This window comes from Syntrophaceae bacterium (assembly GCA_013177825.1).
Lineage (GTDB): Bacteria > Desulfobacterota > Syntrophia > Syntrophales > PHBD01 > PHBD01.
Map to the genome: position 1 here is coordinate 300,962 of JABLXX010000005.1, position 22,098 is coordinate 323,059.

Sequence of the window (22,098 nt, forward strand, 5' to 3'; positions counted from 1 at the left end):
AAAGGAAAATACACACTACTATCGGGTTGTTGTTTACGAATGGGCTCTCTGCCTGCACCTCATGCGATTGACAATCTTCATCGGCTCTCATATGGTGCAGCAAATCCACCCAAAACCCAGGAGCGGAACCCATGAAAAAACGTTTCGAAGGCAGCCGTCGTATCCTGTTCTTCCTGATCGCAATGGTCTTCATTTTCCCGGCATTCCCGGCGCTCTCATACGAGCGGGAGATTGCCAACCTCTCATCCATCCTTGCCGCAGATATGGCGAAGTCCGGCAAGAAGACCATTGCGGTGGTCGACTTCACCGATCTTCAGGGACGGGTGAACGAGCTGGGGAGATTCATCGCGGAAGAGATTTCCGGGAATCTGACCTCGCAGTCCCACGACTTCGATGTCCTCGACCGGAATCACATGAAACGCATCCTCGAAGAGCAGAAGCTCTCCCTGACCGGCCTGATGGATCCCAATGCGATCAAGAAAATCGGCAAGCTGGCGGGAGCCGATATCATTGTCACCGGGACCATCACCCCGTTCGGCGACAGCATTCGCGTATCCTGCAAGGCCATCGATACGGAAACCGCGAAGGTAACGGCATCCGCCCGCGGGGACATCGCCAAAACGGTGACCATCGCCGATCTCTTGAAACTCGGCATCGTCGGTGATTCTCAACCGGCTGCCGTTTCCGCCCGGCCGGCAGGCCGGAATGACGGTGCCGTCAGACCCGTTGAGCCGAAGAGGAATGTTCCCGCCGGAAACATAACCTGGGATTTTGAGACAGGCGACCTGCACGGCTGGCAGAGCACCGGAACCGCGTTCAATACTCAGCCGACCTACGGGGACAACCCGACAGCCCGTCATCGCGGCCAGCCTTCCCTTCACCAGGGGGATTACTGGATCGGCGGCTATGAAAACCGGCACTCCCCCTCCGATCCGCCCGGGCACATTCAGGGTGACGGCCCCCAGGGAACCCTGACGTCCGATCCGTTCACGATCGCCACTCCCTCCATCAGTTTTCTGATCGGCGGCGGGTGCGACATCAATACAGAACGGGTCGAGCTCATCGTAAACGGCCAGATCGTCCAGAGGGCAACGGGAAGATGCACGGAGACGATGGAGCGTATGACCTGGGACGTCAGGACCTACCAGGGCCAATCGGCACAGATCCGGCTGATCGACTTCTCCGGCGGCGGCTGGGGGCACATCAATTTCGATGACGTGAGATTTTAGCGGTCTCCTGGATTCAATCCGATTGACGAAATAACCATCCGAAGCAACCGTTGCGGACGGGGTCAGCCGAAAGGCGGCCCCCGTTTTTTTATCCTGTACGGGGACCCCTGTGAGATACAGTCGTCCTTTCCAGAGACCGCCAGGGTCAAGAGGGGCGTGATTGCCCCTCTTGACCCGGTTGAACCTCATCCATCCAGATTGTTTTCAGGGCCGCCCCGCACCGCGCACAGTCACTTTCACGGCCCAGATGGCGGCCTCACGGGCACCTTTCCGCAGGTGTTCCTGGAAATCGGGAGCGACGCACAGGAACAGCGTCCGGCGGTCGGGTCCACCCAGCGCACAGGCAAACACGGCTAGATTCCCCGTGGAAATTTCGTCCAGCACCAGGCCCCCTTCCGCCACGTGAAGCACCCTGTTGCCAATTGCATCGGCAATCCACACGGCTCCCTCGGCATCCATCGCTCCTCCGTCGGGCGCCACCTTGGCCTGGGGGAACACCTCCGCCAGTTCCTGCCCCCTGGGAAGGGGGCCAAAGACGGCCCAGTCGCGCCTCGGTCCCAGGGTGCCGTCGGCCTGGATGTCAAAGGCCGAGATCCGGTTGCCGAAGGTTTCGTTGACGATCAGGGTCCGGCCGTCGGGTGTGATCATGACTGCGTTGGGGAAATACAGGTTTTCCGCCGCCACGCTGACTTTGCCGTTGGGTTCCACGAGAGCAAGCTTGGCGGTTTTGAGAGGGGCACCACCCATCAGGTCGAATCCGAAGTTGCCGACATAAGCCCGGCCCTGTCCATCGACGACCATGTCATTGCACGGGCCGTCTGCAATGCCGGACAGGTCCGCGTGCACGGCAAGCGATCCGTCCGGTTCGCGCCGCAACAGTTTTTTGTCGAGCATGGAGACGATCAGCAGGCGGCCGTCCGGCAGCCAGCCCAGGCCGGACGGCTGTTGGGTGATCGTGGCGATCTTCTCCACCTTGCCATCCATGTCGGCGGCGATCACCTGCTGGGTGTAGAAGTCCGAAATCCACAGACGGCCGTTATGCCATCGGGGCGCCTCCAGATAATCATAGCCGGAAATCAATGTGGTAAAATTGTGCGTCGTCATGACTCGGAGACCTCCTTTCAAGGTTAGAGCATTTATGCGTTCATCCCCGCAAGGTAGCCTGCCTCGATTGCATCAATAACTTTGCCGACTTTGACCGCATCGCCGACTGACACAACCTTATACGGCTTGCCGGAGAGTTTCGACTCCAATCCGCCATCGTGGATGCTACCCGAAGCGACAATCACCGTGTCGGCGGTTATCGATTCCGCGGCGTTGTCCCTGACCACGAGAACCCCATCCACCAGCACCTCTTTAACGGTCGTATTTACAAGGATCTTCACCTTGCCTCTTTCCAGATCCTGCAGCAGGGCGCTCCTGTTTATGGCTTGTATTTCCGTGGCGATGTCGGGGAGCATTTCGATCAGTGTAACCGACTTGCCGTGGTTGACCAGATGATTGGCGGTTTCGGCGCCTACCATACCGCCTCCGATTACGACCGCTCTGGCACCGACAAAGACCTTCCCCGCGAGAACGTCATACGCATTGACGACGTTCGGTTTTGTAATACCCGGAATCTCTGGCGTTGCCGGGATGCCACCCGTTGCATTGATGACGACATCCGGTTTTTCTTCATCGATCAATTCGGGTGTAACATCGGCATTCAACGTGACGTTGACTTTGAATTTCTCCAATTGTTTGATCTGGTATTCTACAAAGTTTCCGATTTCGCCCTTGTTGGGTGGCACGCTCGCCAGGTAAAAAAGTCCGCCCAACCTGGCTTCTTTTTCAAACAGGCTGACCTTATGACCGGCTTTTGCAGCTGTTGCCGCGGCTTCCATCCCGGCGGGGCCACCTCCAATGACCACAACCTTTTTCGCCTTCTCCGCGGGTTTTATGATCCATTCTGCTTCTCTGCCGAGCATTGGATTCAAGACGCACTTGATGGGTTGATCCATGAACAATATCCCGATGCAACCCTCATTACAGGCTATGCACGGGCGAATCTCATCGAACAGCCCGGCCTCTGCCTTTTTCGGAAATTCGGGATCGGCGAGCGATGCCCTGCCCATGGCGACAAAATCCGCTTTCCCGCTGGCAATGATAGACTCCGCAACAAATGGGTCATTGATCCTACCCACCGTGATAACCGGTATTCTGACGGCTTTCTTTACCTCTTCAGCATAGCCGGCAAGCCATCCATGCGGCACGGAGGAAGCTGGAACAATTTTATCTGCACTCGCATAAACGCCTGCCGAGACATGCAAAACATCAATCCCGGCCTCTTCCAACATAACAGCAATGGCTTTTGTATCTTCGATTGTTCTTCCGCCGGGGACAAACTCGTCGCAGGAAATCCTGAACCCGACACCGAAATCTTTTCCACATTTCGCTCTGATATTGGACACAATCTTCAATGGGAAGCGCATCCTGTTTAAAAGATGTCCACCATATTCATCCGTTCTCTTGTTCGAATACGGAGACATAAATTCTGAAATCAGGTATCCATGGGCTCCATGTATCTCGACGCCGTCGAATCCCGCTTTTTTTGCCCTTAAAGCCGTATCACCGAATTGCCCCACGATCTTCTCTATCTCATCCACCGGCAGTTCCTTGGGTAACTCCTGCATGGTCGGACATGGGATCGGGGAGGGCGCCAGAGGCTGACAACCCGTGATGGCACTCGCTGTCTGTCTTCCACAATGGTATATTTGTGCAAATATCTTGCTCTTGTACTGATGAACGATCCTGGTTAATTCGGCATGGTTGGCGAGCTGGCTGTCATTCCACAAGCCGGCTACGCAGGAAAACCCTTTACCTGACGGATCAACCGCATAATCCTCCGTTATGATGAGCCCCCATCCCCCTTTTGCCTTAGCCTCATGATATGCGATGTACCTTTCGGTTGCAGTGCCATCTTGATTGCAATAATTGGTAACCATGGGAGATACAACGAGTCTGTTCGGAATCTCGACACTTCCTATCTTCAATGGACTAAACAATCTCTTAAACATACTCTCTCTCCTCCTTTCCTATAATCGTTGAGATATCTGTTTCTATTGCCAAACTCGTTTATTCCGTGTTGGACATGATAATGATTCTTGGACCTGAGTTTGACCGGAATCGTGTAAAAAAGCGCCGGAATTCAGAATGGATTACTATATCCTCATGGATACAGCCGCGAACGAAGGCCAGCAGTATTTTCCTGACACAGTTCGGAACGTTTCTGGTTATTGAGATTGTTTGGAGGAAAAAACTATTGGACTATTTCAACAATTGATCATTCTTCCGTAAAGGATCCAACCTGTCAACGGATTCATGGAAGCAGAACGGTTGCGGAGAGTGAATCAAGTAGATTAGTAAATTCGATAGGTTGAAGAATGCATGTTTTTTTCAGAAAGTCAAGCATTAACAATATTAAGCAAATTACCAACATCCAGATCCCATCCATTGCATGGGGAGTGTTGTTGAGGAGAGGTTTCTCCCGGTAGGCCTGTCCCCCGAAAACGGGTCCATTCTTTTTCAAAAGGAGAGGGGCACGGGATGTAGGGGAGAGTGTGGGGACAGGTAAGAAAAAACCAAAAGAATGGGTTGCGAAAAACATCCGCAACCCATTGGCTTTATTATTGGCGTCCCCACAGGGAGTCGAACCCTGGTTACCGGCGTGAAAGGCCGGTGTCCTAGGCCACTAGACGATGGGGACGTTCTGTCCGGTAAGAGGCGCCATATATCCGGATGGACAGAGGTTGTCAAGGAACAATTGCCCGACCGGCGGCGTAATGGGATAGAATCAACCTGTCCGCTAGGAACCGTTCTTCATGTCATCGAAAATGATCGGGATTTCTATCACAATTATGCGCCCGTTTAAGGGCACAGGATGAAAACTGTGACTTTTCTGCGGCATGGGCTGTATACATTTTAAAAATCGGAACAAAAGAGAATCATGTACAGCGATCAACACATCATTCGTCTTCTAAAAAAAATGCCAGACGTTCAGGCAACGGATGATTTTACAGCACGCGTCATGGCGGCCGTGAATCAGGAACAGCAGGGAAGCTTCGTGAACATGCGGGATCTCTTCTCCAGACACCGGACTGCTGCATACAGCAAATCCCCGCCGTTTCAGACGGAGGGACACATTATGGATCTCGTGTGGCATTTCCTCATCGCCGGATTCATGTATGCAATCATTGGGACATTCATGCTGATCGGTTTTTCGGGCATCAAGTACATAACAACGCTTTCGGGGTGGATCTCATTTCAGCCGTATTTATGGCTGGCAAGCGCATTGACATTCCTGGCCTGCGGCATTGTTCTCCACAGGGACTTGAGCCACGGGATGACCCTGGTGCGGTTTTACGTGGCCTTTCACATTGTCTTGACGGTCATCAACGGAATTTTCATCAGCCTGTCGTCGGCCCTTCCCCTCACCATCATGTACACCGTTCTTTTCGCTACGCCGATCGTTCTTGTCGGCAGTTCCCTTTTTACAAATAAACTGCAAATCACAAAGCTTTTCAGCCAAGGAGAGATCTTGAACCATGCGATGCACCAAAAGTCATAATGCCGGCTTCTCCCTGATTGAACTGGTTGTCACGATGCTGGTCATGGCAATCCTGTTTGCTATCGTGATGAACAGCGTAGGCACCGATCAATCCAACCTGAGAGCGGAGATAAACAACCTGAAGGCTGCCCTGCGCTACACACAGCAGTTGTCTATCGCATCGGACAATACCGTCACATACGGCATCACCGTGACGGGCACCGGCTACACCCTTGTCCGAACCGGCGGGTCCGGAAACGTTCCCCTTCTGCCGGGGGAGAATACTTCGACCCACGCATTCAGCGGCGGGGTCAGTTCGTCGGGAGGTGCCTTCAACTTCACCGAATGGGGCGGACTGGCAACGGGAAGTTCCACGTCGACAACCCTGACAAAGAGCGGCAGCGGATCGAAAACGATCAATCTCATTAGTGAAACGGGGTATGCTTATGAATCATGACAGGAGACGGGAAAAAGGCTTTACCCTGGTAGAAACCATTATTTCCCTGGTGATCATCGCAGTCGTGGCGACGATGCTTTTCACCTATTCGGCATCGAAAGCTAACACCGGCAGCCCGACCGCGATCCAGTGGTCCCAATCCGCCAACAATATTCACGCGATCATGGAAAGGATAACGGCGGATTACCAGGGCTACCCCCGATGGAAGCCGAACACGGCCTATATATTGGGTAGCCGCGTCACCCCGATCCGAAGGGACGGCTACTTCTACCAGCCCAAGACCGCCTGCACGAGCGGCACGGCGGAACCCTCGACCTGGGATCACACCACCCCCATAAGTGAATCATCCGACGTCGGCACGGGTTGTACCTGGCGACCGACAGCCGGTACACCTGCCAACCCCAACCCGATCATGCCCCTGGTAGAACTTAGGGAAAGGATTGCCGGGGGAATGGCCAACGTCAGCGGAGAAGGTCAAACCGTTTATTACAACAATGATCCGTCGACGGGCATGCAATACACGATCCTGAACAATCGCTATATCGACCCGAACGTCAGCTGGGACACGGCAAGCGCAACCGCGACGGGATTTTTGAAAGTGACCATCCAGACGAGCGGCAACGAGAGATTGACCTCGATTTTTACAGGAGAACTCTAACCCTCATCATAAGCCGAGCAGGTGCGACGTGATAAAAAATGCCAGGAACAAGAGATTGGACGCCCGCGGATTCACCCTCATCGAAGTGATCGCCACCCTCGTGCTGATCACGATCATCGCGGCTATGGCGGGCTTGGGAATCGTTGAAATCACGAAGCAGTATCTATTTGCGCAAAAGGCCGGAGAGACCGCCCAGGTGTCTCAAGTCGCCATGGCCCGCATGGTCAAGGAACTGACCCTGATCCGCAGCGGCACATCGAGCGGCTCGACATCAATAACCTTCAACACGCCCGCCGCCGCGGGAAGAACGATCAGCTGGACGGGAGGCAACTCCGGCAGCTTCGTGAAACCCATTATGATGAACAACCAGCCCCTGATCGAAAACGTGCAGAACTTGACGCTTCAATATTTTAACTCGTATGACGACACGGTGTTAACACGTCCCTACAGCCAGACCGACACGGTCCTGATCGGAATCTCCTTCACGGTCACCGGCGCGGACGGCATAACGAGCACTTTCACAGGCAGGGCATTCGTCAGAAACTGAGGTTTAAAACCATGAAAAACGGAAAGATTTCGCAGGATGGAAGCGCGCTGATCGTCCTGATCATCACGATGATCATCATGGGAGTGCTCGGCACAAGCATGTACCTGCTGACAACAACGGGTACCTTCGGCAGCCTGTTCGCCAACAAGGCAAACCGGGCCCTGTTGCTCGCCGAATCGGGAATCCGCTACGACCAGAGCGCTCTCCTGGCCGATGGGACCTACACGGTCAACCTGAATAGCGGCAATGACCAGTTTGTCATCAACAAGTCTACGGACAGCGGCACGGGAGTCAAAACGACCATATCCACCGGCATCGCCGATGCAAGCGGTGTCTGGGCCGTGCGGAGGAAGCTGACGTACGTGTCAAGCGGATCGGGAGGAGGCTCGGGAACCGGAGCGCCGACGGCCGTTCCAACGGGGACCATCGCAGGAGGCACCGGAAATTCCACGGGTACTTTCACACTCGGAAATTATTACGGAAATGAAGGGGCCGTGAAAGTCACGGGGGTCAAGGGGGATGTCGACAATCCTTACTCATACCCCGAAGCATATGGCGCCCCCACATGGACAACGAATCCGTTTTGCCAGGCTTGGCTCAATTCAGGAAAATATCTCAGTTATGATGTTCAATTGAAACTTTCTGAAGAGCATGACAGGGCTCCGGCCACATGGGTTCTTGGCCAGCATTACAATTATGACGCCGTAGTGCGAGACTGGGGCGGAAATGATTTGTTGTGTAATGATAGAAATCATGGATGCACGGGTGGGGATTATTTTTCCGGATGGGCAAATGTTGTCTATGTTTTCAATCTGGGAGGCCTCTTCAGAATGGTCGGACTCAACCCTCAGACCACTGCATATGGGCTTTCATTTTATCGCACTTCGACGCTGGCGAATGATGGCACGGACGAATATATGAGGCCGTCAACTTTGGGCGAGAATGAGCCGGCGATCATGCTCTTTTCGAGAGACGGGGGAGCAAACACGGGGCAGCAAAGCCGCTGGCTCGCCTATATGCCGTTGAGCGTGAACAACTTCGTGGTCGATGATGAAGACTTCCTGAAGCGCTGGAATACGCTCCTGGCCCGTGTGATCGAAGCCGCTTCCATCAAACTGTCGGCAAGCAGCGCACCCAACATCAACGTCGGCGACCAGGTGACCGGGGGAACAGGCTCGGGAACGATCATCAAGAAGATCAACGACAGTGACGGGAGAGTGGTCCTGCTTCTGAACAACGTCAGCGGTTCATTCACTTCACCTGTAACCGTAGGCGGAACGAATTACAGTACATATAATGGTTGGGGAGATGCCGCCAGTGTTCCTGCATGGCAATCTGGAATTTTATACCATGTTGGTGACTGGGTAATCTATAACAATGTAACATATCAGTGTATTCTTGAACATACATCTAAAAACTCGAATCCAGGCCGCATTCGTCCCCCAAATTCAACCTACTGGCTACAGGACACGCCGCCTTCATTCTATCGTTCCCGGGACAATTACATCTGGGCTTTTTACGCCGACACGGATAACCATCAGACCTATAACGCCACGGCAACGGACGACACACGGCGAGAGAAAGACCTGTTCCCAAACGATCTAACAAACTTCACCCCTCCATTCCCCCTGATCGACGTTCAGGCCTGGGATGCTGCAAACGACGATTTCACTTTGGTCACGTGGGCTTACTTGAATACCTCTGCCGATTCATCGCTGCGGCGCCTGGGAACGGGCAAAGAATTGAACGCCATCATCCGGACGAACAAATGGACAACCGGGTCGTACCCGACAAGCTGCTCATCCTGGTCGTCGGAGATCGGCATCGTCGCGAAAGGAACCGAAGCGATGCAGTATGCCTATGATGATCTTGCATACCGTGTTCTGTTTGGCGCCGGCAGTGGCGGTGGAACGCCGTCCGCAGGTTACTATACCTACTAAGAACGATGCGACCGGCGGCACCAGGGTATCGAAGAACAATGGCCTGATGGAATAAAAACATTCGCAGGCATAAACAGAATCAGGGAGGTAGTTCAGAATGAAACGGTTCATTGTACTAGCAATCAGCTTGTCATTTCTTCTCACGACGTCGCTATCCGCACAACCGACGACAACGACGCCCGCGGACAAAGGCGCTGCGGTCACCAAAGGGCAGGCGTCATCCGTCGAGACAAAAGAGAAAAAGAATCTGAAGACTGTCAAGAAGAACAAAAGGGGGGGAAAGACCGGCGCACCGGGACTGAAGACTGTCGTCCGGTAAGCATCGGGGGCATGCTGTTTTCCGAAAGGTGCGGATTTCCCGGATGAAACCGGTTGCTATTGCGATACGAGGTGGGACGGATTTCAAATCCGTCCCACCTTTTTTTTCTGCAGTTCATGCCGGGATGCTTCAGATGGACAGGAAGCGGTACAGGTCGTCGGGTGTATTGTATATCCCGTCGGGCCCGGCGGAGATCACAAGGGCCACATCCGGTCGATATCGAATATAGAGATAGCTGTGTCCCCACGGATCTTTCACATCTCCGCCCGGTATCTTCTTGTCGGGCAGGGGGTCGGGAAATGTTGCACTCGCTACAATTCCCTTCTGATACAGGGACATGATGATAGAGCCCATTTCATTCTCGGCCCTTGTCTTCTGACTGTACTCAACGAGTGACAACCACCACCGCAATTCCCGCCAAGTCCGCTCGAAGCGTTCAAACAGCGTATGATTGGCGTCCAGCGAGGGGGCGCTTTCCGAAAGCATTTTCATTTCCGCGGCACTCAGCTCTCTTATCTCCACGGCCTTTTCATTTCTCAACAACTGAATCGCCTGCCCCTGTTTGACTTCGTGCCATTCCGCGGAGGTCTGCGCCTGGGCCGTTTCCGGATCGGTAACGTTCAAGACGCCTGTAAGCACGGATACATCGGTGATGACGGCATCGGGTTGGTGATCTACGGAAAAGATTGTTCCCCGAACTCCGCATGTTGCATTCGGGGTCGACACCTCGATCTTGAAGATCGTTTTGTCTTTGAATCTCTTCAACTTTGCCGAGACGATGTTTACGAATATCTTGCCTTTGGCGACAAAGCCCTGGATCCGGCTTGTCTTTTTGGGTTTTTCCTCCAGCCTGACCGTGCTGTTTTTCGCAATCCGGACGATCATCCCCTCATCCGTCAGGAGATCGACCGTGGAGTCGGAGCCCGTCTCGATGATGATTCTGGATCCGGCGGCGATAACGGTGCCCTCCTTCAGCGGGGTCCATTCTCCATCGACTTGGAAAGTGAGTCCCTTGCCTTTTGCCTGATCGCCCGTATACTCGGTCTGGTACTTCATGTAGGCGCGGCCTTCAACTTTCGTTACGACATACTCGTTATCGTTGATGATTCCCAAACCCGGTATCGGAACGGCAAAAAAGAACGCAACAGCGATCAAAAGGAGGGCAAGGCCGGCCTTTATTTTGAATGTTCTGCTTTCCAGCAGACCTCTTATCTTCGAAGTCTCGGCCAGGGTCTCACGCCGGTCGAACCCCTCCTCGCGCCGGTCGAACCCTGCCAGACGCCGGTCAGCCCCCTCCTGACGCCGGTCGTACCCCGCCTTGCGCCGCTCGACTCCCTGATAGTCGGTCAGGGCCTCCTTACGCCGGTCGGACCCCTCCTCGCGCCGGTCGAACCCCTCCTCACGCCGGTCGGCCCCCTCCTGCCGCCGGTCATACCCCTCCTTACGCCGGTCGTACCCCTTTTCCTGCAGGGTTTTCTCGCAGGCGTCCGATAATTCCTGCATGGACAATCCTGATTCTTTTGTAGATCCCACACGGCGGTCGAGCCCCTCATATTCGGTCGGGGCATTTTTTCGCCGGTCGAACTCCTCCTTGCGCCGCTCGATTCCCTGATAGTCGGTCGAGGCCTCCTTGCGCCGATCGTACCCCTTTTCCCGCAGGGTTTTCTCGCAGGCGTCCGATAATTCCTGCATGGACACTTCGGATTCTTTCGTCACAAAGACCTCTTTCCTCGAGGGCTGCGACTGCGCCGGCTGGCGGGATGAATCATCCTCATTCGACTTGGTGGATTCCATAGGACCGAACCTCCTCTGGAAGCTTGCGGAATGTCAGGAAAGTGGTTTAATCGGCGGCAATGTACTGAAAATGGCGGCGAGAGTCGAGGTGTTTTTTTTAAGAAGAATGCTTCATTCTGGACGCTTCATGGCCGGGATCGACGGTTTAAGAATGGTTCTCGCCGGAGGGCACAAGAGTGGCCGACATGATTCCCGATTCGGAATCCGGATGACCGGCAATGCTCTATCTGTTTAAATGATTTGCCACCGTGTTTCGGTCAATGGTCAGGACAGGCTTGCCGTCGCCGGTTTTCGTGATCCCTTCCGACTGGTATGGATTAAATTCATAATCAGCGATAATTCGCCCAAAAACTTCCCGCAAGGCCCGCGCACCGATGCGCAGATCATCCAGGGCGTAGGTAGCGATCAGGTCAAGGGCATCGTCTGTGATCCGTATCTCGATGCCCATGGACTCGAAGTATTCACGGGCGTATTGAAACGGGGAATCCTCGGCCTGCAGCATGATCTGCTTCAAATCGGTCTTGCGGAGATTGTCCAGCACGGCAATGGTACTGAAGCGAGAGATGAACTGCGGGTACATCCCGTACGTGAACAGGTCGGAAAGCTTGAGAGATTCCTTGAGGCTGAAACGGACTTTATAGCGGATGCCTCCCTGGTCATCCAGTTGCGCGGTCTCCCTGAACATCCTCTCATCGCCGTGCCTGGCGATCAGGTCGTGAACCTGATCGTGGAGCTCCTCGAATGCGCCGCCACAGATGAACAGCATCCTGGAGGTATCGATGGGCAGCTTCACTTTGCGCTTGCCGTCCTCTTCATACAGTCCCGTTTCCAGGAGAATCGTCTCACCCTCCAGCAAGGTCAGGAGAGATTGCTGAATGCTGATTCCCGTCGGATTGATCTTGCCGGATATCTTGGAGGATATCTTGTCGATCTCGTCGATGCAGACCGTGGCGTTTTCAATGTATTCCTTCATTTCCTCTGCGGTGGCCTTGAATCCTGTCGCTGCCAGGACTTCCGATTCAAGATTCTTGAACAGCCGGATGGTGTTGATTGTCCCCTCCTGATCCATCAGCATGTTGGCATTGGTGATGGTCATGATTTTGAACGGATCCAGTCCTTCATGTTCTTTGTAAAACTGCTGAATCGACTTCATGATCGTGGTCTTGCCGGTGCCGCTGTTGCCGATCAGGAGCACGCTTCCCAACCGAAGGCCTTGAATGTGCTTGTAGAGTGCCACGGAGATCTTCCTGAGCACATCCTCCTGACCCAGGACCTTGCCGGATAAATACTGGAAGATATCAACAGGGAAATATGCCTTTGTCATAAACGTTCACCTGTACCGATCCTTAGTGATGGGAACCTGCTTCTATTGACGGAAACCATAAGCAAATCATTCCCATATGTCAATCATAACAAACCAGATAACAAGAGGTTACAATTTGACGTGGGTTGACCAAACACTCCGCTGCAGAATGGGGGACGGATTTGAAATCCGTCCCCCATTCTGCAGCCAAAAATGAGAAGGGGGACAGGTTTTAACCTGTCCCCCTTCTTTATTCATGGTGCCGAAGCCGGGATTTGAACCCGGACGGGCGTGGCCCACTACCCCCTCAAGATAGCGTGTCTACCAAGTTCCACCACTTCGGCATGATCTTCTTTTTCGCTTCTTCTCCGGGAAGTTACCATCCCGGAAGCCTTTGTCTTACAGGGGCGCAAGACTACAGGGTCCGGCGTTTTTTGTCAACCCGAAAACCGCTCGCAGACAGGCAGCCCGGCTACTTTGCGGCCGGTGCGGCAGGAGCGGGCGTCGGTGCTGCGGGTCCCTGCGTTCCCTGTGCAGCCGGTGCTGCAGGAAGCTGTGGGGCCGGCTGAGCTTTTTCCGCCGCGGGCCGGGCACCGCCCTTCATGACGGAGCTGGCTCCCTGGAAAGTCGGATGGGAAAGCACGAGGGACGTCAGCATAAAGATAACGGCCACGGCGGTCGTCATCTTGCTCAGGAAAGTCCCCGGTCCACTGCTTCCGAAGACGGTCTGGCTCGATCCCCCGAAGGCGGCTCCCATATTGGCACCCTTCCCCGCCTGGAGAAGCACCACGGCGATAAGAACGAGGCACATCAGGATGTGAATGATACTGATCAAGGTTTGCACGGAAGAAAGCTCCTTTTATCCTTGTTGATAGCGAATGATCCTTGAGAAGGACTCAATGTTCAGACTCGCCCCCCCCACAAGGGCCCCGTTTATCTCTTTGCTTTCCATCAGCCGGTCTATGTTCTCCGGCGTGACGCTTCCTCCGTAGAGGATCGTGAGATCGACGGATTGCGTCTCTCCAAAAAGCGCCGCGACACGGCACCGGATGAAGGCATGAACCTCTTCGGCCTGTTCCGGCGTGGCCGTTCGCCCGGTTCCGATGGCCCAGACGGGCTCATAGGCGACAATGCACCGGCCTATATCACCGGCATCCAAATTCTTCAACCCCGCATTTATCTGTCCGGCGATAACGGAGAATGCATCTCCCGCTTCCCGCTGGTCCAGGGTCTCGCCGACGCAAAGGATCGGAGTCAATCCCGCCTTCAGGACCGCGATCAGTTTCCGGTTGATCCGTGAATCTTCCTCGCCGAAGATCTTGCGGCGCTCCGAGTGACCCACAATGACATAACGGCACCCCGCATCCGCCAGCATGCCGGCGGATATCTCACCCGTGAAAGCGCCCTTGGGCTCGTCGCAGACATTCTGGGCACCCACGCCGACGGGAGAATCCGCCAGAACCCGGGAAACCGGCCAGAGGGCCGTGAACGGCGGTGCGATCGCAATGTCCCGGTCGATGGACTCCGGAAACAGCTCCCGGAGCCGCCGGGCATAATCCACAGCCTCGCCCACGTTCATGTGCATCTTCCAGTTCCCGGCGATCAAGGGTCTTGGCATTTCTTCCCTTTACAGTTTTCTGCCGACGTGAATGGCCAGGTCCCGCATGCGGCACGCGTAGCCGCTCTCGTTGTCGTACCAGGAGAAGACCTTGACGAAGTTCCCGTCGATGACGCTCGTCAGAGGGGCATCCACAATGGACGAGTAGGAACTGCTGGTAAAATCCACCGAGACCAGTTCCTCTTCGCAGTACAGTAGAATTCCCTTCATCGGGCCTTCGGCGGCTTCCTTAAAAGCTTCGTTCACCTCGTTGACCGTCACGTTCTGCCCCAACTCCGCCACGAAATCCACCACCGAGACGTTCGGGGTGGGAACGCGCATGGCCAGGCCGTCCATCTTGCCTTTCAGGTCCGGGATCACCTCGGTAACCGCCTTGGCGGCGCCGGTCGTCGTGGGAACGATGGACATGGCCGCCGCCCTGGCCCGCCGCAGGTCCTTGTGGGAGCCGTCGAGCAGGCGCTGATCCATCGTGTAGGCGTGGACCGTCGTCATGAATCCCCGTTTGATCTTGAACCGGTCGTGAAGGACCTTTACCACGGGGGCCAGACAGTTGGTCGTGCAGGAAGCGTTGGAGATGATGTGATGCTTCGCCGGATCATAGGAGGCCTCGTTGACGCCCATGACGAAGGTTCCGTCGATCCCCTTCCCAGGAACGGCGAGAATGACCTTTTTCGCACCGGCGGCCAGATGTCCGGAAACCTCGTCCTTCTTGCGAAACTTGCCCGTCGATTCGAGGACGATGTCCACGCCGAGTTCCTTCCAGGGGAGATCCGTCAAGGGAGAGGAGACATTCGTAATGACGATCTTCCGGCCGTTCACCACCAGGTCTTTGCCTTCTACGGCCACATCGCCCCCAAATTTCCCGTGAACCGAATCGTATTTCAGGAGATGAGCCAGAATCTCCGGCTTCGCCCGGGAATTGATCGCTACGATTTCGATGTCGTTTTCATACCCGAGACAGGCCCGGATGAGGTAACGCCCGACCCTGCCGAATCCGTTGATCGCTGCCTTTACCGCCATGATCGTACCTCTCTGTGTGCTCGTATTTGCCGGCGATCCGGATAAGGACCGGGATCGAAATCGTCCGGGTTTTCCAGCGGCCCTTTCTCGCCCGGCGGGCGGATGATAACCGCCGAGACCGGCCAAGTCAACCCGTTTCTTCCCGGCTTATAACTGACGGATATTACGCGAGATCACCGAATATTTCCGCAGAAAAGACGTAAATTCGAGTCGCTTCATCACGCCAGGCTTCGGCAGAAAGACCGGCTTTATGGCATGTTTCCTTAAGGAACGTTTCGGTATCCCATCCATACTCCACGGCTACCTGGGGCAGGAGCAAACCGGACCGCGGCCCCCGGACGATGAAAAGCCCGTGGACGCCGACCCGGATTTCCCCTACATCCTGAATCTCCCTGAGCGGGGTCAGGACGGAGATCTCCACGGACAGGTCCTTCAACTCCTCCTTCCGGAGGGCTGGAAAGCGGGGATCCTCGAAGGCGGCCGCCAGGGCCATCCGCTCGATCGTCTCGTACAGCGGCTTGACCGGCTGGATGTAGCCGATGCATCCCCGGAGCTGTCCCCGCTTTTTAAGGGTCACAAAGGCACCCCGCTTCTCCCGGAGGATCGGGGTTGTTTCCTTCATCCCGGGCGGTGCTTTCCCCTCCAGTCCGGTCTTGATGGCCGACAGGGCCAGGTCGAGGAGCTCCTGCTTTTCTTTTTCCGTCAGTTCCATGGCTTTCCTGCTTTCCGGGGACTTGCCGGAGATCCTTGTCCGTAACGACTCAAGAAGCGGCATAGAAGACCGCCGAGGCGTATCCCACCACCTCCCGCCGGTCTCCCGTCACGTCCCCCGAATTGGCGTATTTCAGAAGCTCCGCCCGGTCCGCCCCCAGGGCCCGGGCCGCCATCATCGTCGCCGCCGCCGGTCCGCCGCCGCAGGCCTCGCAGTTTCGGCGTGCCAGGTCCCGGAGCAGCCCGTCCGGGCTGAAGTTCTTCAGGTGATCGAGCACGACGGAATCGAGACGGACGGCCTCGCTGTGCGAGTGAAAATGCGAGAGGTCGGAGCTGCCCACGACGAGCGTCCGCCGTCCTGCGACGGCTCCGGCGATCACCTCCGCCAGCAGCCGGCATGTCCGCTCGTCCTGGGTTCCCATGACCAGCGGCACGAACGAGAACTCCCCGAGGGTCTCCTGCAGAAAGGGGAGCTGAATCTCCAGGGAGTGCTCCTGCGCATGGGCGGCGGGGATCTCGGCGACCGGGCCGTCCGCGGCCAGGAGCGCCTCCGCCAGTTCCTGGTCCACCGGCACCACGCCAAGAGGGGTCTCATAACCGCTCCCCCGCCAGATTGCAACGCCGTCAAAGTGCATGCGGTGGGAGGGGGAAATAACGATCACCTTCTCATAGGACACATTCCGGACCAGTTTGTAGGCATGGGCCGCAACCTGGCCGGAATAGACATAGCCCGCGTGCGGGGCCACGATGCCGATGACGCGACCCGGAATCTCCCGGTCGGGGACGTTCCGGAAGTACGTTTCGATATCTCCCCGCAACGTCTCGGGCCGGCCGGGGTACCAGGTACCGGCCAGGATCGACCGCCGGATCTCTTTTCTCATGGCTATCGCCCCCCGCAAAGGACGGCGCGGCACGCCGCCCCGCTTACCTGAGCCGCCAGACCACGCCGTCGGGCGTGTCGGAGACCTCCACCCCCGTCTCCAGGAGAAGCTTCCGGATGCGGTCCGCTTCCGCCCATTGCGCCGTCTTGCGAAGGGACTCGCGCTCCTGGATCAACCGGAAGGCCTCGTCGCTGAGCAGCTCTTCCTCGAACTTCATGATTCCCAGTACGCCGTCCACCTTCCGGAGGACCTCCAGCACCCGGTCCCTCTCCTTTGCGGTCAGCAGCCCCTGGGAGAGGGGAATGTTCATCCGGCGGACGAACTCGAAGAGCACCGCCGTCGCGACCGAGATGTTCAGGTCGTCGTCCATGGCGGCGGCAAAGCCTTCCTTGATGTCGTAGATGTTCTGGTCGGTATCCGGAAAACCCGGCCCCGGCGTGAACCGGAGGAGCCTCTGGATGAAGCCGTCGAGGCGCCGCACCGTGTTCCGGGCCGTATCGAGGGCACCGTAGGAAAAATTCAGGGGCTTCCGGTAGTGGGAGCCGAGGAGGAAGAGGCGGATCTCCCGGCCGCCGTATCCCCGTTCCTCCAGTTCGTCGAGCGTCACGATGTTCCCCAGGGACCGGGACATCTTCTTCGCTTCCACCATCACCAACTCCGTGTTCAGCCAGTAATTCGCCGGCGCCTTGCCCGAAAAGGCGCGGCCGATGGCGTACACGTTCTCGCAGTGGGGAAAGACGATGTCGGAGCCGCTGGCGTGGATGTCGAAGGTCTCCGCCAGGTATTTCAGCGAGATCGCGGCACACTCCAGGTGCCAGCTGGGCCGGACGTTCCCCCAGCGGGTCTTGTAGTAGATCCCCCGTTTCAGCTCGCCCAGGGTGGATCGCTTCAGGAGCGTGAAATCCACCGGGCTGTCCTTCTCGTACTCGTCCAGGTCCACCGTCTTCCCCTGCTTGACCTTGCCCAGGTCGATGTTGGACAGGCAGCCGTAGGCATCGAGCTTGGAGATGTCGAAATAGACGGAGCGCAGCTTCTCGTAAGCGTATCCCCGCTCCACCAGCTTCTCGACGAGCTGGATCATGGCGTCTACGTTTTCGCTCGCCCTGGGGAAGGCCTCGTCGCGGGTGATGCCCAGCCGGTCAAGCCCCCGGAGGAAGGCCTCCATGCACCGCTCCGTGTAGGTCGCCAGCTCCATGCCGGCCCGCTCCGCCCCCCGGATGGACCGGTCCGCCAGGTCCACGATGTTCATGATGTGCTTGACCTGGTATCCCTTGTAGGCCAGGTAGCGGCGGATCAGATCGGAGACAACGAAGCGGCGGTAGCTCCCAATGTGGGGCACGTCGTGCACCGTGGGACCGCAGGAGTGCATCAGGACGAGGTCCGGGCGGATCGGCCGGAAGAACTCCTTCTCCCGGGTCAGGGTGTTGTAGAATTTCAGCGTCGTCTCCTCCCGGTCCACGAACAGGCTGGTGCTTAGGTACCGCTCCCCTCCGTCGGGAATGATGACGACGATGAGTCCTTCCTCCATCTCCCGTGCCTTTTCCAGGGCAACATGAACGGCGGCGCCGGAGCTCATGCCGGAGAAGATCCCTTCTTCCCGGGCCAGCCGGCGGGCCGTCTCGAAGGCGTCCTCGTCGAGGATGTTCACTTTCTCGTCCAGCCTCTTCCGGTCGTAAATGCCGGGGACGTAAGATTCCTTCATGTTCTTGAGTCCCTGGATCTTATGCTGGAGATAGGGCTCGACACCGATGATGCGGACGGCGGGGTTCAGCTCCTTGAGGCGCCTGGACAGGCCCATGGCCGTGCCGCTCGTCCCGAGGGCGCAGACCACCATTGTCACCGTGCCTTCCGTCTGACGCCAGATTTCCTCGGCGGTGCCGTTGTAATGAGCCAGGATGTTGTCGGGATTGTTGAACTGGTCGGGGGCATAATATTTTCCGGGGTTGTCCCGGACCAGCTGATACCCCCGCTCGATCGCCCCGTCCGTTCCCAGGTTGGCCGGGGTGAACAGCAGCTCGGCCCCCATGGCCTTGAGGATCCGCTTGCGCTCCTCGCTCACCGCCTCAGACATGATCAGGCAGATCCGGTATCCCTTGACCGCGGCGATCAGGGCCAGGCCGATCCCGGTGTTGCCGCTCGTGGCCTCGAGGATGATCTTGTCCCTTGTCAGCTCGCCACGCCTCTCCGCCCCCTCGATCATGGCCAGAGCGGGTCGGTCCTTGATGGAGCCGCCGGGATTGAAACTCTCCAGTTTCGCGAGGATGCGGACTTTCGGGTTGGGGTTCAGACGGCGGATCTCGACGAGGGGGGTATTGCCAATGGCCTGGAGAATGTCTGGATAGGTTCCGTCCATGAGGGTTTCCGGTGAATGGGTGTGACGCCCGGACCGGCCGTCGGTCCGGAGCGGGCGGGATTCTCAGCTGTTGAGCTTCGGCACCGGAATCTTCAGGAACTCGATGCCCTCTTCCCGGAGGGTATCCTCTTCCTGCGGAGTCGTGGTGCCCTTGATATTCCGCTTCTCCTCGTCTCCGCGATGGATCTTGAGGGCGACCTCCGCGAACCGGTCTCCCACGTCGTCGAAGTGCTTGTTGAGAAATTCATGGAACATGCGGAAGGCTTTCGCCGGCGAGAGTTCCTGAGGGTCCCGCGACTCCGACCGGGACTCCCGCCCGACATAGGCACGGCTGGACGGAACGACGGATACGTCCATCTCGCCACAGACAGGGCAGGTAATGAAGTTCCCGTCCCTCTGCTTTTCGAAGGCGGTCCGGTCCTGGAACCAGCCCTCGAAGGTGTGATTGTTTTTGCAGCGCAGGTCGTAGATGATCACGGTTGCTTCCTAACTTGCCGGGATTACCGGAATCCGGAGAAAAAAAGGGGTGGACATTTATACCCGGATTGTATATGGTGCCGCCCGTGTCGGGATGTGGCCCAGCCTGGTAGGGCACTGCATTCGGGATGCAGGAGTCGCGCGTTCAAATCGCGCCATCCCGACCATTTTTTCTCCCCCCGCCTTCCTTCTATCCCCCCACCACAGAGGCCATCTTGAAGATCGGCAGATACATGGCGATGATCATGCCGCCGACCACGCCGCCGAGGAACACCATCATAAAGGGTTCCAGGAGGGCGGTCATGGCCTCCACCGCCGAGTCCACCTCGTCGTCGTAAAAATCGGCAATCTTCGACAGCATCGTATCCAGGGCGCCCGTTGCTTCTCCAACGGCGATCATCTGCACCACCATGGGCGGGAAGATATCCGCCTCCTGAAGGGGCTCGGCGATGGTCTTGCCCTCGCTGATGCTCTGCCGGACCTTGACCAGGGCGTTCTCGATGATCTTGTTTCCGGCCGTCTTGCTGACGATGGACAGCCCCTCGAGAATGGGCACGCCGCTGGACATCATGGTTGAGAGCGTGCGGGTGAACTTGGCTACGGCCACCTTCTTGATGAGAGGGCCGAAGACGGGGGCTTTGAGGACCATGGCGTCGATGGTAAGGGTCCCCTTCTCGGTGGCGTAAAACCTCTTGAATACATAGCCGATGGCCACCAGGATCCCGATCATGAGAAGAAAGTACTTCTGCGTAAAGGCGCTGGCGTCGACCAGGAACTGCGTCGGCCCGGGAAGCTCCCCTCCCATGCCCTCGAACATCTTCTGGAAGACCGGGATGACCTTGAGGAGCAGAAGGGCCACGACGGCAATGGAGATGACGAGAACGGAGGCGGGGTAGGTCATGGCGCCCTTCACCTTCGATCTCAGCTTCATCGCCTTCTCCATGTAGTTCGAGAGCCGCTGGAGGATCACGTCGAGGATACCGCCACTCTCCCCGGCCGCAACGAGGTTGACGAAGAGCTGGTCAAAGATGTCGGGGTATTTCTTCAGGGCGTCCGTCAGGGTCGTGCCGCCCTCGATGTCTTCCTTGATGGCCCGGATGATCTTCTGAAACGTCTTGTTCGCCTCCTGCGCCGCCAAGAGATCGAGACACTGGATCAGGGGCAGACCCGCATTGATCATGGTGGAGAAGATCCGGCAAAAGACAACGATCTCCTTTTCTTTCACCTTTTGTTTCAGGAAAGGCAGGTACTCCAGCAGGTCTTTGGGCTTCGCCTTGACAGTAATGGATTTGAAGCCCTGCCGCCGCAGCAGGGTTCGGACAGACGCCGGATCGACCGCATCGAGTTCCCCCTTCTTTACGGCACCCGCCCTGGTCGTCGCCTCCCAAACGTATGCAGGCATAGTCCCTTCCTTTCTTCAGACGGTTGGTTTCCCGACATGTGCCCGGTCGGGATTCCGCCGGCGCGAGATCTCGTACAGGATGATCCCCGCCGCCACGGAAACGTTCAGGGAATCGAAGCCCCCTCCCATGGGAATGGAAAGCAGGAAGTCGCACTTCCCGCGAATCAGGGGTCGCAATCCCGATCCCTCACTTCCCATGACCACCGCCGCATCCCCTTCAAAAGACGCGGCCGCAGCCTCCGTGCCGCCGGCTGCATCCGTTCCGTATACCCAGAATCCCATCTCCTTGAGGGCCTCGACAGCCCGGGCGAGGTTCCCGACCCTGGCCACGGGGATTCTCCCCGCCGCGCCGGCGGATGCCTTCATCACCGCCGGCGTCACCGGCGCCGCCCGGTGCTCCGGGATCACAACACCGGAAGCCCCGAAACAGCAGGCCGTCCGGATGATCGCCCCCAGGTTCTGGGGATCCGTCACGCCGTCCAGGATGACAACGAGCCGCCGTCCCCGGTCGTTGTCCTTTCCGGCTGCCTCCTCCAGGGAGACGTATCGATAGGGCCGGCAGAGGGCCGCCGCCCCTTGATGGGCCGTCCGGCCGGTCAGCCTGTCAAGCTCCCGGCGATCCACGAAACCCAGGGGAATGCCGCGCTCTTCCGCCAGCTGCATCACCGGTTCGATGGCTGCCCCCCCGCGGCCTTTCGCAATCAGGACCCGCTCTATGGGCAATTCACCGGAGCGAAGCGCCTCCAGAACGGGATTCACCCCATAAATCACCTCGATGTCCCGCGGCAGCGCCATTCCCACACC

General features: G+C 57.0%; 20 protein-coding genes and 3 tRNA genes. 8 read left to right on the plus strand and 15 right to left on the minus strand.

Annotated elements, in window-relative coordinates:
- Window positions 1-131 precede the first annotated feature (131 nt).
- The gene (locus tag HPY65_12395) at window positions 132-1,229 is read left to right on the plus strand and encodes a hypothetical protein (protein NPU85272.1); all 1,098 of its coding nucleotides are present in this window, start codon (window positions 132-134) and stop codon (window positions 1,227-1,229) included.
- 204 nt (window positions 1,230-1,433) lie between these two features.
- Here the strand turns inward: HPY65_12395 and HPY65_12400 are convergent, their stop codons facing one another.
- The 3 genes from HPY65_12400 to HPY65_12410 form a co-directional block, all read right to left on the minus strand.
- Entirely contained in the window at window positions 1,434-2,333 is a 900-nt protein-coding gene (locus tag HPY65_12400) for a gluconolactonase (GenBank protein NPU85273.1), read from the minus strand.
- Window positions 2,334-2,365: 32 nt separating this feature from the next.
- The gene (locus HPY65_12405; protein ID NPU85274.1) at window positions 2,366-4,285 is read right to left on the minus strand and encodes an FAD-dependent oxidoreductase; all 1,920 of its coding nucleotides are present in this window, start codon (window positions 4,283-4,285) and stop codon (window positions 2,366-2,368) included.
- A 613-nt stretch (window positions 4,286-4,898) separates the two neighbouring features.
- Window positions 4,899-4,974, minus strand: a tRNA-Glu gene (locus HPY65_12410).
- 438 nt (window positions 4,975-5,412) lie between these two features.
- Between HPY65_12410 and HPY65_12415 the strand changes: the two genes are divergently transcribed.
- The 6 genes from HPY65_12415 to HPY65_12440 all read left to right on the plus strand — a co-directional run bounded on the left by HPY65_12415 (window position 5,413) and on the right by HPY65_12440 (window position 9,735).
- Window positions 5,413-5,835 carry a hypothetical protein gene (locus tag HPY65_12415; protein ID NPU85275.1) on the plus strand — a complete coding sequence of 141 codons (423 nt, stop codon included), beginning with the start codon at window positions 5,413-5,415 and terminating at the stop codon, window positions 5,833-5,835.
- Window positions 5,813-6,271 carry a prepilin-type N-terminal cleavage/methylation domain-containing protein gene (locus tag HPY65_12420; GenBank protein NPU85276.1) on the plus strand — a complete coding sequence of 153 codons (459 nt, stop codon included), beginning with the start codon at window positions 5,813-5,815 and terminating at the stop codon, window positions 6,269-6,271. Before HPY65_12415 ends, HPY65_12420 begins: the two co-directional genes overlap by 23 nt.
- Window positions 6,261-6,929, plus strand: coding sequence for a prepilin-type N-terminal cleavage/methylation domain-containing protein (locus HPY65_12425; GenBank protein NPU85277.1), 669 nt, complete (start codon window positions 6,261-6,263; stop codon window positions 6,927-6,929). Before HPY65_12420 ends, HPY65_12425 begins: the two co-directional genes overlap by 11 nt.
- Window positions 6,930-6,957: 28 nt before the next feature.
- Window positions 6,958-7,476, plus strand: coding sequence for a prepilin-type N-terminal cleavage/methylation domain-containing protein (locus HPY65_12430; protein ID NPU85278.1), 519 nt, complete (start codon window positions 6,958-6,960; stop codon window positions 7,474-7,476).
- 11 nt (window positions 7,477-7,487) lie between these two features.
- Window positions 7,488-9,416: a hypothetical protein gene (locus tag HPY65_12435; protein NPU85279.1), complete on the plus strand. Its 1,929-nt coding sequence runs from the start codon at window positions 7,488-7,490 to the stop codon at window positions 9,414-9,416.
- Between the two features lie 97 nt (window positions 9,417-9,513).
- Window positions 9,514-9,735: a hypothetical protein gene (locus tag HPY65_12440; protein ID NPU85280.1), complete on the plus strand. Its 222-nt coding sequence runs from the start codon at window positions 9,514-9,516 to the stop codon at window positions 9,733-9,735.
- A gap of 129 nt (window positions 9,736-9,864) precedes the next feature.
- Here HPY65_12440 and HPY65_12445 read toward each other — a convergent pair whose 3' ends face one another.
- The 10 genes from HPY65_12445 to HPY65_12490 form a co-directional block, all read right to left on the minus strand.
- The gene (locus tag HPY65_12445; GenBank protein ID NPU85281.1) at window positions 9,865-11,451 is read right to left on the minus strand and encodes a hypothetical protein; all 1,587 of its coding nucleotides are present in this window, start codon (window positions 11,449-11,451) and stop codon (window positions 9,865-9,867) included.
- Window positions 11,452-11,752: 301 nt separating this feature from the next.
- On the minus strand, window positions 11,753-12,853 hold the full coding sequence (locus HPY65_12450) for an AAA domain-containing protein (protein NPU85282.1): 1,101 nt from the start codon (window positions 12,851-12,853) through the stop codon (window positions 11,753-11,755).
- A gap of 236 nt (window positions 12,854-13,089) precedes the next feature.
- Window positions 13,090-13,176 (minus strand) — tRNA-Leu (locus HPY65_12455).
- 128 nt (window positions 13,177-13,304) lie between these two features.
- Window positions 13,305-13,676 (minus strand): preprotein translocase subunit SecG, encoded by a 372-nt coding sequence (gene secG, locus HPY65_12460; GenBank protein NPU85283.1) that lies wholly within the window; start codon window positions 13,674-13,676, stop codon window positions 13,305-13,307.
- Window positions 13,677-13,691: 15 nt separating this feature from the next.
- Window positions 13,692-14,450, minus strand: coding sequence for a triose-phosphate isomerase (locus HPY65_12465; GenBank protein ID NPU85284.1), 759 nt, complete (start codon window positions 14,448-14,450; stop codon window positions 13,692-13,694).
- Between the two features lie 9 nt (window positions 14,451-14,459).
- The gene (gene gap, locus HPY65_12470; GenBank protein NPU85285.1) at window positions 14,460-15,470 is read right to left on the minus strand and encodes a type I glyceraldehyde-3-phosphate dehydrogenase; all 1,011 of its coding nucleotides are present in this window, start codon (window positions 15,468-15,470) and stop codon (window positions 14,460-14,462) included.
- Between the two features lie 163 nt (window positions 15,471-15,633).
- Entirely contained in the window at window positions 15,634-16,182 is a 549-nt protein-coding gene (gene amrA, locus HPY65_12475; protein ID NPU85286.1) for an AmmeMemoRadiSam system protein A, read from the minus strand.
- 49 nt (window positions 16,183-16,231) lie between these two features.
- Window positions 16,232-17,062, minus strand: a complete 831-nt coding sequence (amrB, locus tag HPY65_12480; GenBank protein ID NPU85287.1) for an AmmeMemoRadiSam system protein B — start codon at window positions 17,060-17,062, stop codon at window positions 16,232-16,234.
- A gap of 43 nt (window positions 17,063-17,105) precedes the next feature.
- On the minus strand, window positions 17,106-19,415 hold the full coding sequence (locus HPY65_12485; GenBank protein ID NPU85288.1) for a cysteine--tRNA ligase: 2,310 nt from the start codon (window positions 19,413-19,415) through the stop codon (window positions 17,106-17,108).
- Window positions 19,416-19,478: 63 nt separating this feature from the next.
- The gene (locus HPY65_12490; protein ID NPU85289.1) at window positions 19,479-19,892 is read right to left on the minus strand and encodes a DUF1178 family protein; all 414 of its coding nucleotides are present in this window, start codon (window positions 19,890-19,892) and stop codon (window positions 19,479-19,481) included.
- 90 nt (window positions 19,893-19,982) lie between these two features.
- Between HPY65_12490 and HPY65_12495 the strand changes: the two genes are divergently transcribed.
- Window positions 19,983-20,059, plus strand: a tRNA-Pro gene (locus tag HPY65_12495).
- Between the two features lie 23 nt (window positions 20,060-20,082).
- Here HPY65_12495 and HPY65_12500 read toward each other — a convergent pair.
- Both HPY65_12500 and rlmB read right to left on the minus strand, forming a co-directional pair.
- Window positions 20,083-21,294: a type II secretion system F family protein gene (locus tag HPY65_12500; protein NPU85290.1), complete on the minus strand. Its 1,212-nt coding sequence runs from the start codon at window positions 21,292-21,294 to the stop codon at window positions 20,083-20,085.
- A gap of 15 nt (window positions 21,295-21,309) precedes the next feature.
- Entirely contained in the window at window positions 21,310-22,089 is a 780-nt protein-coding gene (gene rlmB / locus HPY65_12505) for a 23S rRNA (guanosine(2251)-2'-O)-methyltransferase RlmB (GenBank protein NPU85291.1), read from the minus strand.
- Window positions 22,090-22,098 lie beyond the last annotated feature (9 nt).

Excerpts from the sequence above, each read along its gene's own strand:
- HPY65_12395 (NPU85272.1), top strand. The coding sequence starts at position 132 with ATGAAAAAACGTTTCGAAGGCAGCCGTCGTATCCTGTTCTTCCTGATC.
- HPY65_12400 (NPU85273.1), bottom strand. The coding sequence starts at position 2,333 with ATGACGACGCACAATTTTACCACATTGATTTCCGGCTATGATTATCTG.
- HPY65_12405 (NPU85274.1), bottom strand. The coding sequence starts at position 4,285 with ATGTTTAAGAGATTGTTTAGTCCATTGAAGATAGGAAGTGTCGAGATT.
- HPY65_12415 (NPU85275.1), top strand. The coding sequence starts at position 5,413 with ATGGATCTCGTGTGGCATTTCCTCATCGCCGGATTCATGTATGCAATC.
- HPY65_12420 (NPU85276.1), top strand. The coding sequence starts at position 5,813 with ATGCGATGCACCAAAAGTCATAATGCCGGCTTCTCCCTGATTGAACTG.
- HPY65_12425 (NPU85277.1), top strand. The coding sequence starts at position 6,261 with ATGAATCATGACAGGAGACGGGAAAAAGGCTTTACCCTGGTAGAAACC.
- HPY65_12435 (NPU85279.1), top strand. The coding sequence starts at position 7,488 with ATGAAAAACGGAAAGATTTCGCAGGATGGAAGCGCGCTGATCGTCCTG.
- HPY65_12440 (NPU85280.1), top strand. The coding sequence starts at position 9,514 with ATGAAACGGTTCATTGTACTAGCAATCAGCTTGTCATTTCTTCTCACG.
- HPY65_12450 (NPU85282.1), bottom strand. The coding sequence starts at position 12,853 with ATGACAAAGGCATATTTCCCTGTTGATATCTTCCAGTATTTATCCGGC.
- HPY65_12465 (NPU85284.1), bottom strand. The coding sequence starts at position 14,450 with ATGCCAAGACCCTTGATCGCCGGGAACTGGAAGATGCACATGAACGTG.
- gap (NPU85285.1), bottom strand. The coding sequence starts at position 15,470 with ATGGCGGTAAAGGCAGCGATCAACGGATTCGGCAGGGTCGGGCGTTAC.
- amrA (NPU85286.1), bottom strand. The coding sequence starts at position 16,182 with ATGGAACTGACGGAAAAAGAAAAGCAGGAGCTCCTCGACCTGGCCCTG.
- amrB (NPU85287.1), bottom strand. The coding sequence starts at position 17,062 with ATGAGAAAAGAGATCCGGCGGTCGATCCTGGCCGGTACCTGGTACCCC.
- HPY65_12485 (NPU85288.1), bottom strand. The coding sequence starts at position 19,415 with ATGGACGGAACCTATCCAGACATTCTCCAGGCCATTGGCAATACCCCC.
- HPY65_12500 (NPU85290.1), bottom strand. The coding sequence starts at position 21,294 with ATGCCTGCATACGTTTGGGAGGCGACGACCAGGGCGGGTGCCGTAAAG.
- rlmB (NPU85291.1), bottom strand. The coding sequence starts at position 22,089 with ATGGCGCTGCCGCGGGACATCGAGGTGATTTATGGGGTGAATCCCGTT.